This is a genomic window from Streptomyces sp. NBC_00190 (genome assembly GCF_036203305.1).
In the GTDB taxonomy this organism is placed as follows: domain Bacteria; phylum Actinomycetota; class Actinomycetes; order Streptomycetales; family Streptomycetaceae; genus Streptomyces.
This window is the reverse complement of the sequence record NZ_CP108131.1, coordinates 4,809,431-4,827,139: the sequence shown is the minus strand read 5'-3', so window position 1 is coordinate 4,827,139 and position 17,709 is coordinate 4,809,431. Positions and strand designations below refer to the sequence as shown.

At 71.9% G+C, this 17,709-nt stretch carries 16 protein-coding genes; 6 read left to right on the top strand and 10 right to left on the bottom strand.

Going from position 1 to position 17,709, the window contains the following annotated elements; translation table 11 throughout:
- Positions 1–18: 18 nt before the first annotated feature.
- Positions 19–2,553 (bottom strand): DNA helicase PcrA, encoded by a 2,535-nt coding sequence (gene pcrA, locus OG429_RS23365; protein ID WP_328927218.1) that lies wholly within the window; start codon positions 2,551–2,553, stop codon positions 19–21.
- A gap of 12 nt (positions 2,554–2,565) precedes the next feature.
- Positions 2,566–2,907, bottom strand: coding sequence for an ArsR/SmtB family transcription factor (locus OG429_RS23360; protein WP_328927217.1), 342 nt, complete (start codon positions 2,905–2,907; stop codon positions 2,566–2,568).
- Between the two features lie 141 nt (positions 2,908–3,048).
- On the opposite strand from OG429_RS23360, the gene OG429_RS23355 reads away from it, so the two are divergent.
- The 3 genes from OG429_RS23355 to OG429_RS23345 all read left to right on the top strand — a co-directional run bounded on the left by OG429_RS23355 (position 3,049) and on the right by OG429_RS23345 (position 5,624).
- On the top strand, positions 3,049–3,957 hold the full coding sequence (locus tag OG429_RS23355) for an alpha/beta fold hydrolase (protein WP_328927216.1): 909 nt from the start codon (positions 3,049–3,051) through the stop codon (positions 3,955–3,957).
- Between the two features lie 108 nt (positions 3,958–4,065).
- Positions 4,066–4,419, top strand: a complete 354-nt coding sequence (locus OG429_RS23350) for a hypothetical protein (RefSeq protein WP_328927215.1) — start codon at positions 4,066–4,068, stop codon at positions 4,417–4,419.
- A 128-nt stretch (positions 4,420–4,547) separates the two neighbouring features.
- The gene (locus OG429_RS23345; RefSeq protein WP_328927214.1) at positions 4,548–5,624 is read left to right on the top strand and encodes a C40 family peptidase; all 1,077 of its coding nucleotides are present in this window, start codon (positions 4,548–4,550) and stop codon (positions 5,622–5,624) included.
- A gap of 24 nt (positions 5,625–5,648) precedes the next feature.
- Here the strand turns inward: OG429_RS23345 and OG429_RS23340 are convergent, their stop codons facing one another.
- From OG429_RS23340 to OG429_RS23330, 3 genes are all read right to left on the bottom strand, one after another.
- Positions 5,649–6,761, bottom strand: coding sequence for an alpha/beta hydrolase (locus OG429_RS23340; protein ID WP_328927213.1), 1,113 nt, complete (start codon positions 6,759–6,761; stop codon positions 5,649–5,651).
- Between the two features lie 83 nt (positions 6,762–6,844).
- Positions 6,845–7,546 (bottom strand): response regulator transcription factor, encoded by a 702-nt coding sequence (locus OG429_RS23335; protein WP_328927212.1) that lies wholly within the window; start codon positions 7,544–7,546, stop codon positions 6,845–6,847.
- A complete protein-coding gene (locus tag OG429_RS23330) occupies positions 7,543–8,838 on the bottom strand; it encodes a PspC domain-containing protein (RefSeq protein ID WP_328927211.1) in 1,296 nt (431 codons plus the stop codon). The genes OG429_RS23335 and OG429_RS23330 overlap by 4 nt, the downstream gene beginning before the upstream one ends.
- Before the next feature lie 132 nt (positions 8,839–8,970).
- Between OG429_RS23330 and OG429_RS23325 the strand changes: the two genes are divergently transcribed.
- Both OG429_RS23325 and OG429_RS23320 read left to right on the top strand, forming a co-directional pair.
- Complete coding sequence (locus OG429_RS23325; RefSeq protein WP_328927210.1) at positions 8,971–10,296, top strand: PspC domain-containing protein; 1,326 nt, start codon at positions 8,971–8,973, stop codon at positions 10,294–10,296.
- Positions 10,283–10,507, top strand: coding sequence for a hypothetical protein (locus OG429_RS23320; protein WP_328927209.1), 225 nt, complete (start codon positions 10,283–10,285; stop codon positions 10,505–10,507). The genes OG429_RS23325 and OG429_RS23320 overlap by 14 nt, the downstream gene beginning before the upstream one ends.
- Here OG429_RS23320 and OG429_RS23315 read toward each other — a convergent pair.
- From OG429_RS23315 to guaA, 4 genes are all read right to left on the bottom strand, one after another.
- Entirely contained in the window at positions 10,453–10,965 is a 513-nt protein-coding gene (locus tag OG429_RS23315; protein ID WP_328927208.1) for a DoxX family protein, read from the bottom strand. The genes OG429_RS23320 and OG429_RS23315 overlap by 55 nt on opposite strands.
- Positions 10,966–10,984: 19 nt before the next feature.
- Complete coding sequence (locus OG429_RS23310; protein WP_328927207.1) at positions 10,985–12,241, bottom strand: hypothetical protein; 1,257 nt, start codon at positions 12,239–12,241, stop codon at positions 10,985–10,987.
- Positions 12,242–12,335: 94 nt separating this feature from the next.
- Positions 12,336–13,169, bottom strand: a complete 834-nt coding sequence (locus OG429_RS23305; RefSeq protein WP_328927206.1) for a class II aldolase/adducin family protein — start codon at positions 13,167–13,169, stop codon at positions 12,336–12,338.
- 147 nt (positions 13,170–13,316) lie between these two features.
- Positions 13,317–14,903 (bottom strand): glutamine-hydrolyzing GMP synthase, encoded by a 1,587-nt coding sequence (guaA, locus tag OG429_RS23300; RefSeq protein ID WP_328927205.1) that lies wholly within the window; start codon positions 14,901–14,903, stop codon positions 13,317–13,319.
- 296 nt (positions 14,904–15,199) lie between these two features.
- Here guaA and OG429_RS23295 point away from each other — a divergent pair, with 296 nt between their 5' ends.
- Complete coding sequence (locus tag OG429_RS23295; RefSeq protein WP_328927204.1) at positions 15,200–15,463, top strand: chorismate mutase; 264 nt, start codon at positions 15,200–15,202, stop codon at positions 15,461–15,463.
- Between the two features lie 447 nt (positions 15,464–15,910).
- On the opposite strand, the gene OG429_RS23290 is transcribed toward OG429_RS23295, so the two are convergent.
- A complete protein-coding gene (locus tag OG429_RS23290) occupies positions 15,911–17,701 on the bottom strand; it encodes a GMC family oxidoreductase (protein WP_328927203.1) in 1,791 nt (596 codons plus the stop codon).
- Positions 17,702–17,709 lie beyond the last annotated feature (8 nt).

Here is a 17,709-nt window from a genome sequence, read left to right as displayed (position 1 = left end):
CCGGCCCCCCGAAGGGGGTCAGAGCTTCTGCACCGGCGCGTAGCGCAGCAGCAGCCGCTTCGGCTTGTCGTCCCCGAAATCGATGGTGGCCTGCGCGTCCGCGCCCGCTCCCTTGACCTCCATGACGGTCCCGAGCCCGAACTGGTCGTGCGTGACCCGGTCCCCGACCACGAGGGTGATGACCGGCTTGTCGGCGGCCCGGCGCGTCGCGAACCCGGACGGGCCCGACTTCGTACGCGACGAGGACAGGAACGCCTCCGGCGAGGTGCCGAACGAGGCCTTGCCGCCGCCGAAGCCCGAACCCGAGCCCGAAGACCCGTAGCCCGAACTCCGCATCGGCCCGGCCGGCTTCTGAGAGGCGCCCGTGCGCTTCCACTGCAGGTACTCGGCCGGGATCTCCTCCAGGAACCGCGACGGCGGGTTGTACGAGGGGGTCCCCCACGCACTGCGCATCGAGGACCGGGTCAGATACAGCCGCTCGCGGGCACGCGTGATGCCGACGTACGCGAGGCGGCGCTCCTCCTCCAGCTCCTTGGTCTGGCCCAGCGACCGCATGTGCGGGAAGACCCCGTCCTCCATGCCGGTCAGGAAGACCACGGGGAACTCCAGGCCCTTGGCGGTGTGCAGGGTCATGAGCGTGATGACGCCGCTGCCGTCGGTGTCCTCGTCCGGGATCTGGTCGGAGTCGGCGACGAGCGCGACCTGTTCCAGGAACTCGGCGAGCGTGCCGGGGCCAGGAGCCGGGGCGCCGGCCTCGGCCGCCTCGGTGGCCGCCGCCTCGCGCCCCTGCTCGAACTCCAGTGCCACCGCCGCCAGTTCCTGGAGGTTCTCGATCCGCGTCTCGTCCTGCGGGTCGGTCGACGCCTGGAGCTCGGTGAGGTAGCCCGTGCGCTCCAGCACCGCCTCCAGCACCACCGCGGGGCCCGCGCCGGAGTCGACGATCGTACGGAGCTCCTCCATCAGCACGTTGAACCGCTTCACCGCGTTGGTCGAGCGCGCGGCCATGCCGAAGGCCTCGTCCACGCGCCGCAGCGCCTGCGGGAAGGTGATCTTCTCGCGCATCGCGAGGGCGTCGATCATCGCCTCGGCGCGCTCGCCGATGCCGCGCTTGGGCACGTTCAGGATGCGGCGGAGCGGGACGTTGTCCTCCGGGTTCGCGAGGACGCGCAGGTACGCGAGGACGTCGCGGACCTCCTTGCGCTCGTAGAAGCGGACGCCGCCGACGACCTTGTAGGGCAGCCCGACCCGGATGAAGATCTCCTCGAACACGCGCGACTGCGCGTTGGTCCGGTAGAAGATCGCGACGTCCCCGGCCTTGGTCTCCCCGGCGTCCGTCAGCCGGTCGATCTCGTCGGCGATGAACTGCGCCTCGTCGTGCTCGGTGTCCGCGACGTAGCCGGTGATCACGGCGCCGCTGCCGGCCTCGGTCCACAGGTTCTTGGCGCGGCGGTTCTCGTTGCGCTCGATGACCGCGTTGGCCGCGGAGAGGATCGTCTGCGTGGAGCGGTAGTTCTGCTCCAGCAGGATCGTCGTCGCGTCCTTGTAGTCCTCCTCGAACTGGAGGATGTTGCGGATGGTCGCGCCGCGGAAGGCGTAGATCGACTGGTCGGCGTCACCCACCACGCACACCTCGGCGGGCGGCAGGTCCGGGTAGCCGGTGCCGACCAGCTCGCGCACGAGCGTGTACTGGGCGTGGTTGGTGTCCTGGTACTCGTCCACCAGGACGTGCCGGAAGCGGCGCCGGTAGTGCTCGGCGACGTCCGGGAAGGCCTGGAGCAGGTGGACGGTGGTCATGATGATGTCGTCGAAGTCGAGCGCGTTGGCCTCGCGCAGCCGCCCCTGGTACATCGCGTACGCCTGGGCGAGGGTCTTCTCGAAGCCGTCCACGGCCTGGTCGGCGAAGGCTTCCTCGTCGATCAGCTCGTTCTTCAGGTTGGAGATCTTGGCGTTGAAGGCCTTGGGCGGGAACTTCTTCGGGTCCAGGTCCAGGTCGCGGCAGACGAGCGCCATCAGGCGCTTCGAGTCGGCGGCGTCGTAGATCGAGAACGAGGACGTGAAGCCGAGCCGCTTGGACTCGCGGCGCAGGATGCGCACGCACGCGCTGTGGAAGGTGGAGACCCACATGGCGTTCGCCCGCGGGCCGACCAGGCCCTCCACGCGCTCCTTCATCTCACCGGCGGCCTTGTTGGTGAAGGTGATCGCCAGGATCTGGCCGGGGTGGACGTTCCGCGCGGCCAGCAGGTGGCCGATGCGGTGGGTCAGCACCCGGGTCTTGCCGGAGCCGGCGCCGGCCACGATGAGCAGCGGGGAGCCCGCGTGCACCACGGCCGCGGCCTGCTGCTCATTCAGCCCGTCCAGGAGCGCCGCCGGGTCGATGACGGGCCTGGGGGCGCCGTCCCGGTAGTACGCGTCCCCGGTCATGGGCACGTCGAACCGGCCCCCGAAGAGGTCGTCCGCGCCCGCTTCCGGGGCGGCGTGGTCCTCGGGCGGCGGCGGGACCTCGTCGGAGGGGGTGAGGTCCGCCAGGAAACTGTCGTCAAAGAGGCTGCTCATCGCATTCCGAGTCTAGGGGGCGGGACCGACAGCCGGTTCCGGGCCCGGAAAATCGCCTACGGCGAGCGCCAGCAGACCCGGGAAGCGCTGCTCCAGGTCCGCTCGGCGCAGGGTCAGGAAGAGCTTGCGGCCCTCGGGGCGCTGACAGATCACGCCGGCCTCGCGCAGTGTGCGCAGGTGGTGGGTGACGGTGGAACGGGGCAGGCCTTCGGCCACCGCACCGCAGTAGACCTCCGACTCCGAGCCGGCGAGGGTCCGGACGATCTCCAGCCGCACCGGATGACCGAGGGCCGCCAGGACCTCGACCAGTGCGATCCGGGCGGCGTCGGGGTGGTGGAGCGCTTCGGCGGCCATGCAGCAACTGTACGCAAAACCCGAACGGACATTGACCAACCGTACGAAGATCTCGTACGGTCTCGACTGTACGAGATCTTCGTACGGCCATTCGGACGTTCCGGCGCTCCGACACTCCGACGTTCCGACGTGAGGACTCCCATGCCCGCCACCACCGCCCCGCTCGACGACGCCTCCCTCGCCGCCTCCCTCGACGGCGGCTTCACCAGCCACCACGCCGAGGTCAACGGCACCCGCCTGCACTACGTGGAGGGCGGCGGCGGCGAACCCCTCGTCCTCCTCGGCGGCTGGCCGCAGACCTGGTGGCAGTGGCACAAAGTGATGCCGGCCCTGGCGCGCCGGTACCGGGTGATCGCCGTGGACCTGCGCGGCATGGGCGGCTCCGCCAAGCCGGAAGAGGGGCCGGATGAGGGGTACGACAAGAAGACGATGGCCGCCGATGTCCACGCCCTCCTGAAGCACCTGGACATCGGCCGGGCCCACGTCGCGGGGCACGACATCGGCGCGATGGTCGCCTACGCGTACGCCGCCAACCACCCCGAGGCCACGGACCGGGTCGCCCTCCTCGACGTCTCGCACCCCGAGGAGTCCTGGACCCGGATGCCGCTGCTCCCCCAGCCCGGCCCCGTCCGCCACCTGTGGTGGTTCGCCTTCAACCAGGTGCACGGGCTGCCCGAGCAGCTCCTCGCCGGCCGCTACCACCTCCTGCTGGACTGGCTGTTCGCCGCCATGACGGCCGACCCCGCCTCCATCGACGCCCACTCCCGCGCGGTGTACGCGCGGGCCTACGACTCCCCGGACGCGATCCGGGCCGGCAACGGCTGGTACCGCGCCTTCGGCCAGGACATCGCCGACCTCGCGGCCTACGCCCCCGTGACCGCCCCGCTGCTCGCCCTCGGCGGGGAGCACAGCAACTACGGACGCCTGGTGGCGGCGGTCCCCGCGCTGGGCACCGACACCCGGGTCGTCCGCGTCGACGGCAGCGGGCACTACCTCCCGGAGGAACAGCCGCAGGCCGTCGTCGACGAGTTGACGACGTTCTTCGGGTGACGGCCCGCCACCCTCCGGCCGGGCCCGCGGCCCACGTCCCAGACCACCTCCCGGCCCACCTCCCGGCCCGCTCGAAGACCGCGGACGACCGCCCCGTACGCTCGACGCATGACCGTCCTGATCAATGTCTTCGTCGGCCTGCACATCATCGGGATAGCCTCGCTCCTCGGCGGCTTCCTGACCCAGATGAAGGCGATGGGCGCGGGCACCGCCCGCTTCGTGCCCGCCATGCTGCACGGCGCGCTGACCATGCTGGTGACCGGCGTGCTCCTGGTCGGCTTCAACGAGATGGACGGCTCCGCCGTCAACAACATCAAGATCGGCGCGAAGCTCGCGATCCTCTTCGTGATCCTCTCCCTCGTCTACGTCAAGCGCGACGAGGAGCGGGTGGAGAAGGCGCTGTTCGGCGCGGTCGGCGGACTGACCGTGGTCAATATCTTCATCGCCACCCTCTGGCACTGATCCCGCTTCGGTCCCGCGCGGCCATCCCCGGTCGCATCAGGCCACTTGCGGTCACCCGTCATCCGGCCGTTACCTCCGGGTCTAGCGTCCTCCTCCAAGCACCGACGGAGGAAGGACGTGAGGCCCTCGTGGCCAGTCATCGAAAGCCCAGGCAGCGCCCGCTTTCCGGCGGCACCGTACGGACCGCCGCCACCACCCTCGCCCTCGCGGGCGCTGCCACCGCCACCGCCTTCGAAGGCACCTCCCAGGCCGACCCGCAGCCCACCGCCGGGCAGGTCGAGTCGGAGGTGGACCGGCTCTACGAGGAGGCGGAGGCGGCGACCGAGCGGTACAACGGGGCGAAGCAGAAGGCCGACGAGGCCGAGCAGGCGCTGACGGGACTGCGCGACGAGACCGCCCGCAAGACCGATCAGCTCAACGCCGCCCGCGGCACGCTCGGTTCGCTCGCGGCCGGCCAGTACCGCAGCGGCGGGTCCCTGGGCACCGCGGTGAAACTCGCGACGGCCAGGGACCCGCAGGAGTACCTCTCCCAGGCCTCCCTCATCAACCGCGCCGGGGACCGCAATGCAGCCGGGATCAGCACCGTGCGCCGCAAGCTCGACGAGGTCGCCACACTGCGGGAGCAAGCCGGCGGGCGGCTCGCCGAGCTGCGCGCGCAGCGGGACGAACTCGCCCGGCGCAAGGCCGAGATCGAGGGCAAGCTCGCCACCGCCAAGCAGCTGCTGGCCAAGCTCACCGCCGAGCAGCGGGCCGCGTACGAGGCCCGTACGGCCGGGGCCGCCCCCGTCTCCGGCCCGCAGTCCGCGCAGTCCCCGGCGTCCGCCCCGGCATCGGCCCCGGCGCGGGTCGGCGGAGAATCGCGCGCGGCCCGCGCCGTGGCCTTCGCGCACGGGGCGATCGGCAAGCCGTACGTGTGGGGCGCGACGGGTCCGGGGTCCTTCGACTGCTCGGGCCTGACCCAGGCGGCCTGGCGCGCGGCCGGGGTCTCCCTCCCCCGCACCACCTACACCCAGATCAATGCCGGACAGCGCGTCTCCCGCGACCAGCTGGCCCCCGGCGACCTGGTGTTCTTCTACTCCGGAGTCACACACGTCGGGATGTACATCGGCAACGGCCAGATGATCCACGCCCCGCGGCCCGGTTCCACGGTCCGGGTGGCACCGATCGACTCGATGCCGTGGGCAGGCGCCTCCCGTCCCGCGTAGCGCCTCCCGCCCCCGCAACGGCCGCTACGGCGTCTTGACCACGGTGCTGAGCCACTGGAAGGTCTGGGGCAGCTGCTTCGACCACGATTCGAGGTTGTGGCCGCCGACCACCTTCTCCGCGTGCACCACCGTCGGGCTCTGCGCGATCCCCTTGAGGTCCGTGCCGGACAGGTAGCCGTCCTGCTCGGCCCCCGACATCCACAGCGAGACCGCGGGCGGCTTCGGCGCGGCCTTCAGCACGTTCTTCAGGTTGTGCGTGGTGCGCATCTGCGGGTCCTGGGCCACCAGGGAAGTGGGCTCCTGGCCGGGGTCGTTGTAGCCGGACAGGGAGACGGCCGCGCTGTAGCGGTCGGGGTGGGCGATCGCCAGCTTGGCCGCGCAGTACGCACCGGCCGAGTACCCGGCCACACCCCAGGTGCGGGCCTCGTCCGAGACCCGGAAGTTGTCGGTGACCATCTTGCGGACGTCGACGCTGAACCAGCTGTCGGCGTTGACCTTGCCGGGGATGTTGGCGCAGCCGGTGTCGGCGTTGCCGACCAGCATGGCGCGCGGTGAGACCAGGATGAACGGCTGCACCTTGCCGCTCTTCATCAGCGGCTCCAGTACCTCGTGCGCCTTGAGCCCCTGGAACCAGGACTTGCCCGTCCCCGGTATGCCCGGGATCAGCTCGACCACGGGGAACTTCTTGTCCTTGAAAGCCGGGTCGTCGTACTGGGGCGGCAGCCACACCATGACGTCGCCCTTGACCCCGGAGATCTTGCCGTCGAGCTCCGTCTTGCGGACCCGGCCGCCGAGGCCCTCGACCGGCTCGAAGTTCTGCTTCACCTTCGGCTCGGCCTTGACCTCCGCGACCTTCTTCCCGCCGAGCCCGTCCGGCCCGAGGTCGGGGGCGGCGGTGACGTACTTGCCAGTGCCGAACAGATCGCCCCAGGAGGCGTAGAAGTTCATGTCCCGGTTGAGCGCGATGAACACCACCGCGACGGCGGTGACCTGGGCGAACACCACCATCAGGGCACGGGTGGCCACGCGCACGGCGGCAGGCCCGCGCACCTTGCTCCACACGGCCAGCGGAAGGAGGACGGCGATCACGGTCAGTACGATCACCGTCACGAACAGGGGAGTCCCCGTCAAGCTCATCACGGCAACGTAGAGGGCGCCGCGGCCCGCCCCGGTTGCCCGGGGGGCCTGCGGCATGGGTCACACCGTTCCCTACCGGCCGGTCACACCAGGCGGCGCGCCGTCGCCCAGCGGGTCAGCTCGTGCCGGTTGGAGAGCTGGAGCTTGCGCAGCACCGCCGAGACGTGCGACTCCACCGTCTTCACCGAGATGAAGAGCTGCTTGGCGATCTCCTTGTACGCGTACCCGCGCGCGATCAGCCGCAGCACCTCGCGCTCGCGCTGGGTGAGGCGGTCCAGGTCCTCGTCCACGGGCGGCGCGTCCGACGAGGCGAAGGCGTCGAGCACGAAGCCCGCCAGCCGCGGCGAGAACACCGCGTCCCCGTCCTGCACCCGGAACACCGAGTCCACCAGGTCGGTGCCGGTGATGGTCTTGGTGACGTAGCCGCGCGCGCCGCCCCGGATGACCCCGATGACGTCCTCCGCCGCATCCGACACGGACAGGGCCAGGAACCGTACGGGGTTCTCGGCCGCCGACATCAGCGGGGCGCAGCGCCGCAGCACCTCGACCCCGCCGCCCCCGGGCAGGTGCACGTCCAGCAGGACGACCTCGGGCCGGGTGGCCGTGATGACGGTGATGGCCTGGTCGACGTCGGCGGCCTCGCCGACGACCTCGACCCCCGTCCGTGCGGTCTCGCCGATCTCGGCCTGTACGCCGGTGCGGAACATCCGGTGGTCGTCGACGAGCACCACCCGGACGCGCCGGGCCTCGGTCCCGTTCTCGGTCGTCCCAGCTGCCTCGGTCATGCTGCGTTCGCCGCCCTCTCCATCTCCAGCTCGACTTCCGTGCCGCCGTCGGGCGCGGACCGCAGCCGTGCGGTCCCGCCGTTGCGCTGCATCCGGCCGATGATCGATTCTCGTACGCCCATGCGGTCGTCCGGTACCGCGTCCATGTCGAAGCCCGGTCCCCGGTCCCGTACGGACACGAACACCGTCTGCCCCTCCACCTCCGCGTACACCTGCACGGGCCCGCCCTCGCCACCGTACTTGGCGGCGTTGACCATTGCCTCGCGCGCGGCCTGGATCTGTGCGGCCAGCCGCTCGTCGAGCGGGCAGTCGCCGACGACCACGACCTCGATGGGGACGCCGTGGTGGTCCTCCACCTCGGCGGCGGTCTTCTTCACGGCCTCCGCCAGGGTGGCCGCCTCCTCGGCCTCGTCCTTGCCGGTGCCCTCGGGCTTGTACAGCCAGTTCCGCAGCTCCCGTTCCTGGGCCCGCGCGAGCCGGCGTACCTCTCCGACGTCCTCGGCGTTGCGCTGGATCAGGGTGAGGGTGTGCAGGACGGAGTCGTGCACGTGGGCGGCGACCTCGGCGCGCTCCTGGGCGCGGATGCGCATCAGTCGCTCCTCGGAGAGGTCCTGGGTCATCCGGATCAGCCAGGGTCCGGCGAGCAGGGCGACGCCGACGAGCACGGCGAGGGTGGCGGTGAGGACGTTGCCGAGCTGCGCCGCGGAGCCGCGTACGACGATGAAGACGGTGAGGCCCACGCCGACCAGGACGACGCCCGCGAGCGCCCGGGCGACGGGGAGCAGGCGCCCGTTCCGCGCGGCGGACTCGTTCCAGTGGGCGCGGCGGGAATTGTCCGCCTGTCGCCATACGAGCACCACCCCGGCCCCGACCAGCAGCGTCGGCCACACGTACCGGCCGGAGGCGCCGCCGAGCTGGACCTTGGAGATGAAGATGCCCGCGCCGATGCACAGGGCGATCAGCGCGGTGATCTGCCCCCGGTCGGGTTTGCGCAGGCGGCGGGTGCCGTCGGGCAGGGTCTCGAAGTAGGAGCGGTGCCCGGCGCGGCCGCCGACGCCCAGCGGTACGAACACCCAGAAGGCGGCGTACAGCAGCACGCCGAGGCCGTCCCCCCACATGAACAGGCCCAGGAAGGCCAGCCGGACCCAGATCACCTGCAGCCCGAGGTGCCCGGCGAGACCGCGCGCGACACCGCCGAGCATCCGTCCGTCGGCGCTGCGGTAGAGCTTGCGCTGCGGGACGTCCTCTATGTCGGACACGAGCGGGGGGCGGGGGGCGGCAGCTACGGGCATGTCACCGATGGTCACACGCGCGGGCGCGGTGCGGACATCAGGGCTGCCCCCCAATTCGGCTTCGCGGATATCAGGGTTGTGCCAGGGTCGGGCCCGATGCCGACGGCGGCCGGGGCCCGTCACCATGGACCCATGACCGAAGTACACGACGCCCCGCCTGGGAGTTCCTCCGGACGAAGCCCGGGAGAGGATCCCGGGGCACCCCAGTACCCCGACGCCCGGCCTCCCCTGCGCCGCAGCAAGCGCGACAAGGTCCTCGCGGGCGTGTGCGGAGGGCTGGGCCGGTACTTCGACCTGGACCCGGTGGTCTTCCGGATCGTCCTCGGTGTCCTCGCCGTCACCGGCGGCGTCGGGCTGATCTTCTACGGGTTCGCGTGGCTGCTGCTCCCCCTGGAGGGCGAGGACGACAGCGAGGCGAAGAAGATGCTGACCGGCCGGGTCGAGGGCGCCACGCTCGCGGCGGTGTTCGCCGCCCTGGTGGGCTGCGCGCTGTTCCTGTCGATGCTGGACAACGGCGGCCTCGCGGTCTTCTCGGTACTGGTCATCCTGGCGCTGGGCGGTGCCTCGTACTGGTCTCAGCGGCGGCGCCTCGTCCAGCCCCCGGAGGCGCAGGCCCCCGACGCGCACTCGCCCGCCCCGCCGGAGACGAAGGCTCCGCCCGCCCCGGGCGCCCCGTCGTGGTGGCGCGACCCGCTGGTCAAGGACGGCACCACGGGCCCGGTCGGCGCCACGGGGTACCTGTGGGGGCCGGACGACACCGCCGACGCGGTGCGCTCCGCCGGTGCTCCGAAGAAGGCCGCGAAGGCGCCCGCCGTCGCGGCTCCGCGCGGCGGGATCGGCGGCCGGGTCTTCGTGCTGGCGCTGATCGCCGGGATCGTCGGCACGGCGGTGAACTGGGAGGGCCACCCGCTGGGCGAGGCCCTGCAGACCGGGCTCGCCGCCGCGCTGGTCGTCTTCGGCCTCGGCCTCGCGGTCAGTTCCCTGCTGGGGCGGACCGGCTTCGGCACGGTCGTGCTGGCCCTGCTGACCTCGGGGCTGCTCGCGGTCGCGGCCGTGCTGCCCCAGGAGATCGGCACCGACTGGCGGGACACCGAGTGGCGTCCGGCCGCGGTGGCCGACGTACGGCCCGTGTACGAGGCGGACACCGGCTTCGCCACCTTGGACCTCAGCCGGCTGGACGTGCCGAAGGGCACCACCCTGGCCGTCGCCGCCTCCCTCGACGCGGGCCGGCTCAAGGTGATCGTGCCCCGGGAGGTGACGGCCGAGGCCGACGTCACGATCGAGCTGGGCGACATCCGGATGCCCGGGGACACGAGCCAGGACGTACGGATCCGCGGCGGCGGCGAGCACCAGCAGGAGACCCTGGTGCCCCCCGCGGGCACCGAGGCCGGCGGGACGATCAAGCTGCACCTGAACGCGGGTGTGGGACAGGTGGAGGTGGCCCGTGCGGCGTCATGAGTTCCAGCCGGGGCGGCTGATCGCGGGGCTGGCCCTGCTGGTGGCGGGCGTGCTGTACCTGCTGAGAAGCAGCGGCGAGGCCGACGTGCCGTGGTTCGTCGTGGTCCCGATCGCGCTGGGCGGGCTCTCGCTCGCGGCGCTCGTGGGGATGGTGACCTACGCCGTACGCCGTGACCAGCGCGATCGGATCACCGAGTCGAGGGACAGGTAGGGCGCCCCGGCGAGGATCAGCGGGGTCCAGGCCATCAGGTAGATCAGGTCGTTGCCGTAGTAGTACGGGGTCACCGCCCACGACACCGTGAGCCACAGGCTGAGCGAGATCAGCGCTCCGCCCAGGGCCGCGACGCGTGTCAGCAGGCCGGCCAGCACCCCGAGGCCCACCAGGATCTCCCCGATGGCCAGGGCCACCGCGAAGCCGACGGGGGCCTTCAGCGCCAGGTCCACGAGGGCGGGGACGGCTGAGGTGTCGCGCACCCCGCGCATCAGCTCGCCGATGGAGCCCGCACCGGAGGCGGAGAGGAACGCGGAGTCGGTCAGCTTGTCCAGACCCGCGTAGACGAAGGTCACGCCGAGGAAGATCCGCAGGGGCAGCAGGGCGTGCCGGGCCGCCGTCTCCTTCAGCGAGGAGCGCTTCGGCGGGAGGACAGCCGAGACATCAGTTCGGGTCATGGGGGCATGTGTACCCCGTTCACTCGGCCACGTCGATGGTGCAGCGGTTGGATTCCACTCCGGCGGCGGTCACCACCTGGATCTCGACGCGTCCCGGTTCCACTTCCGCCGGGACCGGCACGGTCAGCACGGCGTCGGAAGGGTTGGTGAACCCGCCCGCCACCGGGACCAGCGGCACGTGCACGTGGACCGCCCCGATCCGCACCACCAGCCGGGCCAGCATCTCCGGAGTCTGCGCCCCGGGCGGCACGAAGCCCACCCCCCGGATCTCGATGTCGTCCCCGGGGCGGACGGCCGCGTCCAGGTCCCCGGGCTCCCGTCTGCGCACCACCGACAGCACCAGCGGGCGGGTGCCCTCCGCGTACTTGGCCGCCAGGTACACCGCGGCCGACAGGGCCATCAGCAGGGCCAGCGCCCACGGGAGCCGCGGCAGCCGGTCCGGGAAGCGGGCCAGCGACGCCGCCGCGTAGGCCAGCACCACCGTCGAGACGAGCATGTACTGCGCGTCCGGGAAGCTGCCGCGCCCCGCGTCGTCCGTCAGCAGGTCCACCCCCCGCGGCCGGTCGGCGGGCAGCTTCTGCAGCCGCTGACCCATGATCCGTACGGAGACCACCCGGCGCACCAGCACGGCCACGACGGAGGTCAGCGAGACCACCGCCAGCAGGGGCAGCGCCCGGTCCAGCGCCAGTCCCGCGTACAGCGCCTGCCGCTCCGGGCCGGGCGACGAGGCCGCCAGCCGCAGCGCGGGCAGCAGTGCGGCGAACGCCGTCAGCACCACCCAGGCACTGGGCACCGTCTTGGAGGTGGACAGCCGGTTGTCCTCGCCGACGAGCGGGGCGAGGAGTCCGCCGCGCACCGACTGGGCGCGGGCCGCGACGGTGAGCAGCCCGGCCAGCGCCAGGGCCGTCAGCAGTCCGGCGGTGCGGGCCGTGGACCAGCCGGTGCCGAGCGCGGTGCCGACCTGGAGGAGGAGCAGGACCCCGGCGGCGATCCACACGGCGAGCACGGCCCGCCGCGAGAACAGGTACAGCCAGGAGCTCCCGGCCTCCCGGCCGCGGTCGGCGACGCTGCGGGCCGACAGCGTCAGCTCGTCGGAGACCCACTGGCGGGACGCTCCGAGGGAGTGGGCCACGGCGGCCGGCACCCCCTGCCCCGCGGCGAACTCGTCGCGCTTCTCCCGGAAGGCGGCGACGGCGCGGCGGTGCCCTACCCGCACGCACTCCTCGCAGGTGCAGGCGGCGGTATGGGTACTTCGGGAGATCTCTTGGACAGCCACGTGCGTGCCGCCTCTCTGAACAACGGTGCAGTGCCAGCGAATTGTGCACCACTGCGGCAGTGTTCCGGATTGCCCACGATGTCAGAGCAGGTGATTAACGGTTCATGATGTTGACGCCACCTCCTGGGCCCACCTCCTGGGCCACGGCCTGGGCCACGCTCTGGCGGACCGGCTGGTAGCTCACCCAGGCCGCCAGGTCGGACCCGAACCGCTCCCGGGTGGCGACCGCGCTGTGGTGGTCGATGAGCACCGGTTTCCCGGCCGCCCGCGCGATCAGCTGCGCCTGCGCCGCCCGCTCCGCCGCGAGGAACCACCAGACCGCGGCGTCCACCGAACCCCCTACCGTCAGCAGCCCCCGGTTGCGCAGGATCAGCGCCTTGTACGGGCCCAGCGCGCGCCCGATCCGCGCGGCGCCGACGGCCCCGTCCGCCTCGAACTCGTCCAGCAGCGCGTGGTCCTCGTAGAAGGCGCAGGCCTCCTGGGTGACGGGAGCCAGCAGTTCGCCGAGGGCGGCCAGCGCGCGAAGGTACGGGGCCTGCGTGCGCACGACGGCCACCACCTCGGGGCGCTCCCGGTGGACGGCCGCGTGCACGGCGAAGGCCAGCTCGTTGACCCGGCGCTCCCCCTGGAGCACCCGTCCGTCCCCGTCGACCAGCAGCAGGTCCGCGGGGGTCAGCCCGCCGAAGGCCCGCCCGAAGGGGTTCACCCAGTAGCAGTCCTCGAACTCCGGGTCCCGCGCACTGACGTGCCCGGCCACCCCGTCCTCGTACCCGAGCCGCCCCAGCAGCCGCAGCGCCTCGGCGAGCCGTTCCTTGCGGTGTGCGCGCGCTTCCCGGACGGAGCCGTGCACGGGGGGCAGGTCCAGGCGCAGCCGTTCCACCGGCACCGGGGCGGGCCGCACGCCCGGCATCGCCGTCTCCTCGGCCATCGCCCGCTCTCCCTCTGTTCGGCTCCGCCGTCGCCGGCGCAAGGTACTTCTCCCCGCGCGAGGAGAACAGAGCCGCGCACGCACGAAACGACGGCGCCGCCGCTCAGCCAGGCTGAGCGGCGGCGCCGTCGGACGGGGCGGGGCCCCTTACTCCCACTCGATGGTGCCCGGGGGCTTGCTCGTGCAGTCCAGGACCACACGGTTCACGTCCGGCACCTCGTTGGTGATGCGGGTGGAGATCCGCGCGAGCACCTCGTACGGCATGCGCGTCCAGTCCGCGGTCATCGCGTCCTCGGAGGAGACGGGGCGCAGCACGATCGGGTGGCCGTAGGTGCGGCCGTCGCCCTGGACGCCGACGCTGCGGACGTCCGCGAGCAGGACGACCGGGCACTGCCAGATCTCGCGGTCCAGACCGGCCGCGGTGAGCTCGTGGCGGGCGATCGCGTCGGCCTCGCGCAGCAGGTCCAGGCGCTCCTTGGTGACCTCGCCGACGATGCGGATGCCGAGGCCGGGGCCCGGGAAGGGCTGGCGCTGGACGATCTCGTCGGGCAGGCCGAGCTCCTGGCCGACCATCCGGACCTCGTCCTTGAACAGCTGGCGCAGCGGCTCGACGAGCTCGAACTCGATGTCGTCGGGAAGACCGCCCACGTTGTGGTGGGACTTGATGTTCGCGGTGCCGGTGCCGCCGCCGGACTCGACCACGTCCGGGTACAGGGTGCCCTGGACCAGGAAGGCGACCGCGGGGCCGTCCTCCTGGAGGATCTCCAGCTGGGCCTGCTCGAAGACGCGGATGAACTCGCGGCCGATGATCTTGCGCTTCGTCTCCGGGTCGGAGACCCCGGCCAGCGCGTTCAGGAAGCGCTCCTGCGCGTCGACGACCTTCAGCTGCACGCCGGTGGCGGCGACGAAGTCCTTCTCGACCTGCTCGGTCTCGCCCTTGCGCATCAGACCGTGGTCCACGTACACGCAGGTCAGCTGCGAGCCGATGGCCTTCTGCACGAGGGCTGCCGCGACCGCGGAGTCCACGCCGCCGGAGAGGCCGCAGATGGCGCGCTTGTCGCCGACCTGCTCGCGGATGGCGGCGATCTGCTCCTCGACGATGTTGCCGGTGGTCCAGGTGGGGGCCAGGCCGGCGCCGCGGTAGAGGAAGTGCTCCAGGATCTGCTGGCCGTGCGTGGAGTGCATGACCTCGGGGTGGTACTGGACCCCGTACAGCTTCTTCTCGTCGTTCTCGAAGGCCGCGACCGGGACGACGTCGGTCGACGCGGTGACGCTGAAGCCCTCGGGGGCGGCGGAGCAGGCGTCGCCGTGGGACATCCACACCGACTGCTGCTCGGGGGTGCCCTCGAAGAGGGTGGAACCGGCCTTCGAGACGGCCAGCGGGGTGCGGCCGTACTCGCGGGCGCCGGTGTTGTCGACCTGGCCACCGAGGGTGGTCGCCATCAGCTGGAAGCCGTAGCACATGCCGAAGACGGGGACACCGGCCTCGAACAGGGAACGGTCGAGCTGCGGGGCACCCTCCTCGTACACGGAGGACGGGCCGCCGGAGAGGATGATCGCCTTGGGGTTCTTGGCCAGCATCTCGTCGACGGGCATCGAGCTCGGCACGATCTCGCTGTAGACCCGTGCCTCGCGGACGCGACGGGCGATGAGCTGGGCGTACTGGGCGCCGAAGTCGACGACGAGAACCGTGTCCGGGGCGCTGTCGTGGGCGGCGGAGGGTGCTTCTGGCACGGGGCGGCCTTCCGGCGGAAGAGGTGGCTGTTTTGTCGATTCTAACGGGGGACGCACCCACCTATTCGTCTCACCATCCGAACCCGGTTGGCCGGGAGGGGGACGGAAGGCAATAATCCCCTTCATGCGCAAGCAGCTGAGCTTCCTCTTTACCTATGGCACCGGCCGGTCCGGTCGCCATGGGTCATCGTGATGCTCGCTTGAGCCGCTGACTTCCCAGAGCGCCCCGGTCCGACAGGACCGGGGCGCTCTCGCGTTCTCCGGCCTGTGGGCCCCCACCCGGCAGGAGACCGACCATGAACACGATCACCACCACCCCCGAGCAGCTGATCGCCGACTCCCGCGCGCGCATCGACGCCCTCGACGACCGGATCATCGGCCTGATCCAGGAACGCATGGCCGTCTCGACGGTCATCCAGGAGGCCCGGATCACCTCCGGCGGTCGCCGGGTGCACCTGTCGCGCGAGATGGAGGTGCTCTCGCACTGGAGCGACGCCCTCGGAAAGCCCGGCACGACCCTGGCCATGACGCTGCTGGAGCTGTGCCGGGGCCGCGTCTGACGGGTGTTCGTCACTCGTCCGGCCCGTGACCGCCGCCGGGGCCCTTCGTTGGTGAGGATGTCCGCGCCAGCCAGGCGCGGGACGACCGCAACACCACGCGTGGCTCCGCCGGAGCGATGAGACGCACGCCCCGTGGAGCGTGCGTCGTGGGACCTCGCTCCCTCGCGTGACCGGACGGCAGGGGACAGCAGCCCGGTCACCCCGCGAAGGACGGCCGGCCCAGGGGACGCCCCGGGTCGGCCGTTCGGCGTTCCGCGTTCCGCGGTCCGCTCGCGAGCCCCCCGGGCCCTTCAGACCCCTCACGTAGCACATGCACACTTCGCTGTGTGATCGACGCCACAGCCCGGGCCCCGGGATTCCGGTACAACCATCCGTACCGACTGCCTGTCACTCATGTACCGCGGTGGGTACCGCGCTCGGAGGGGGAGCGCGGTACCGACCCGGTCGTCAGGCCGGGTCCGCGGCCTTCGGCGGGACTTCCGGGACCGCCAGGAACGGCAGCCGCAGCGCACCGAAGGCCTCCTTCGGGACGGCCGGGCGGACCGGCTCCACCGCCGCGAGGCGCACGTATCCCTCCCCCGGCTCCGGCCGCGGGTCCTGCTCGCCCTTGTTCGGCCAGTACGACATCGCCCGCTCGGCCTGCGCCGTGATCGTCAGCGACGGGTTGACCCCGAGGTTCGCGGAGACCGCCGAACCGTCCACCACCGAGATCCCCGGGTGCCCGTAGAGCCGGTGGTACGGGTCCACCACACCCTCCCCCGCGGAGGCGCCGATCGGGCAGCCGCCGAGGAAGTGCGCGGTCAGCGGTGTCCCCATCAGCTCGCCGACGTTGCTGCCGGGGAAGCCGTTGATCTCCTCGGCGAGCAGCGTCGCGGCCTGGGTGGCCTCCGCGATCTGCACCGGGTTCGGGGCGCCGTGGCCCTGGCGGGCGGTCAGCAGGCCCTTCCCGATCCCGCCGGGCTTGCGGTAGGTCGTCAGGGAGTTGTCCAGCGACTGCATGACCAGGCCGATGATCGTCCGCTCCGACCAGCGACGGTTGGAGAGCGAGCGGACCAGCTGCAGCGGGTGGCGGGCGGTGCGGGCGAACCAGGCCCGGACGCGGTGCTTGGCGTAGGGCACCTGGAGGACGGTCATGAACCCCATGGCGTTGGAGCCCTTGCCGTAGCGGACCGGCTCGATGTGGGTGTCGTCGTTGGGGTGCACCGAGGAGGTGATCGCCACGCCCCGGGTGAAGTCGGCCCGCCGGTCGGCGCCGTGCCGTTTGCGGTAGCGGCGGTCGTCGGTCTGCGCGCCGACCAGGCCCTCCGAGTTGGTCCGGGTCAGGTCGCCGAGCCTCTCCGAGATCTTCGGCAGCTCGCCCAGGTCCTTCATCGTGTGCAGCAGGGTCTGGGTGCCGTACGTGCCCGCCGCGACGACCACGTACCGGGCGCGCAGCACCTTGGCCCTGCCGGAGCGGCGGCCGTCGGTGGGGACGGTACGGACCCGGTAGCCGCCCTCGGGGTGTTCGGAGAGCGCGGTGACCGTGGTCATGGGGTGGATGACGGCGCCCGCGCGCTCGGCGAGGTGCAGGTAGTTCTCGTTCAGGGTGTTCTTCGCGCCGTGACGGCAGCCGGTCATGCACTCGCCGCACTCGGTGCAGGCCTTGCGGGCGGGCCCCGCGCCGCCGAAGTACGGGTCGGGGACCTCCTGGCCGGGGCGGGCCTCGCAGCCGCCCCCGGCGTCCGCGCCGTCCCCGAAGAACACGCCGACCGGGGCCATGTGGAAGGAGTCCGCCACGCCCATCTTCTCGGCGGCCGCCTTGAGGTGGACGTCGGAGGGGGTCATGGTCGGGTTGAGGCGCACGCCGAGCATCCGCTTGGCCTGGTCGTAGTACGGGGTGAGCTCGTCGCGCCAGTCGGTGATCGACGCCCACTGCCGGTCCTCGAAGAAGGCGGTGGGCGGCACGTACAGGGTGTTGGCGTAGTTGAGCGAGCCGCCGCCCACGCCGGCGCCCGCGAGCACCATGACATTGCCGAGCAGGTGGATCCGCTGGATCCCGTACAGCCCGAGGGCCGGGGCCCACAGGTAGTTCCGCAGGTCCCAGCTGTTCTTGGGCAGGCTCTCGCGGGTGAACCGGCGGCCGGCCTCCAGGACTCCGACCCGGTAGCCCTTCTCGGTGAGACGCAGGGCCGAGACCGACCCCCCGAAGCCCGATCCGATGACGATGACGTCGTAGTCGTATGCGTCGTCGTGCGACACGGGTACCC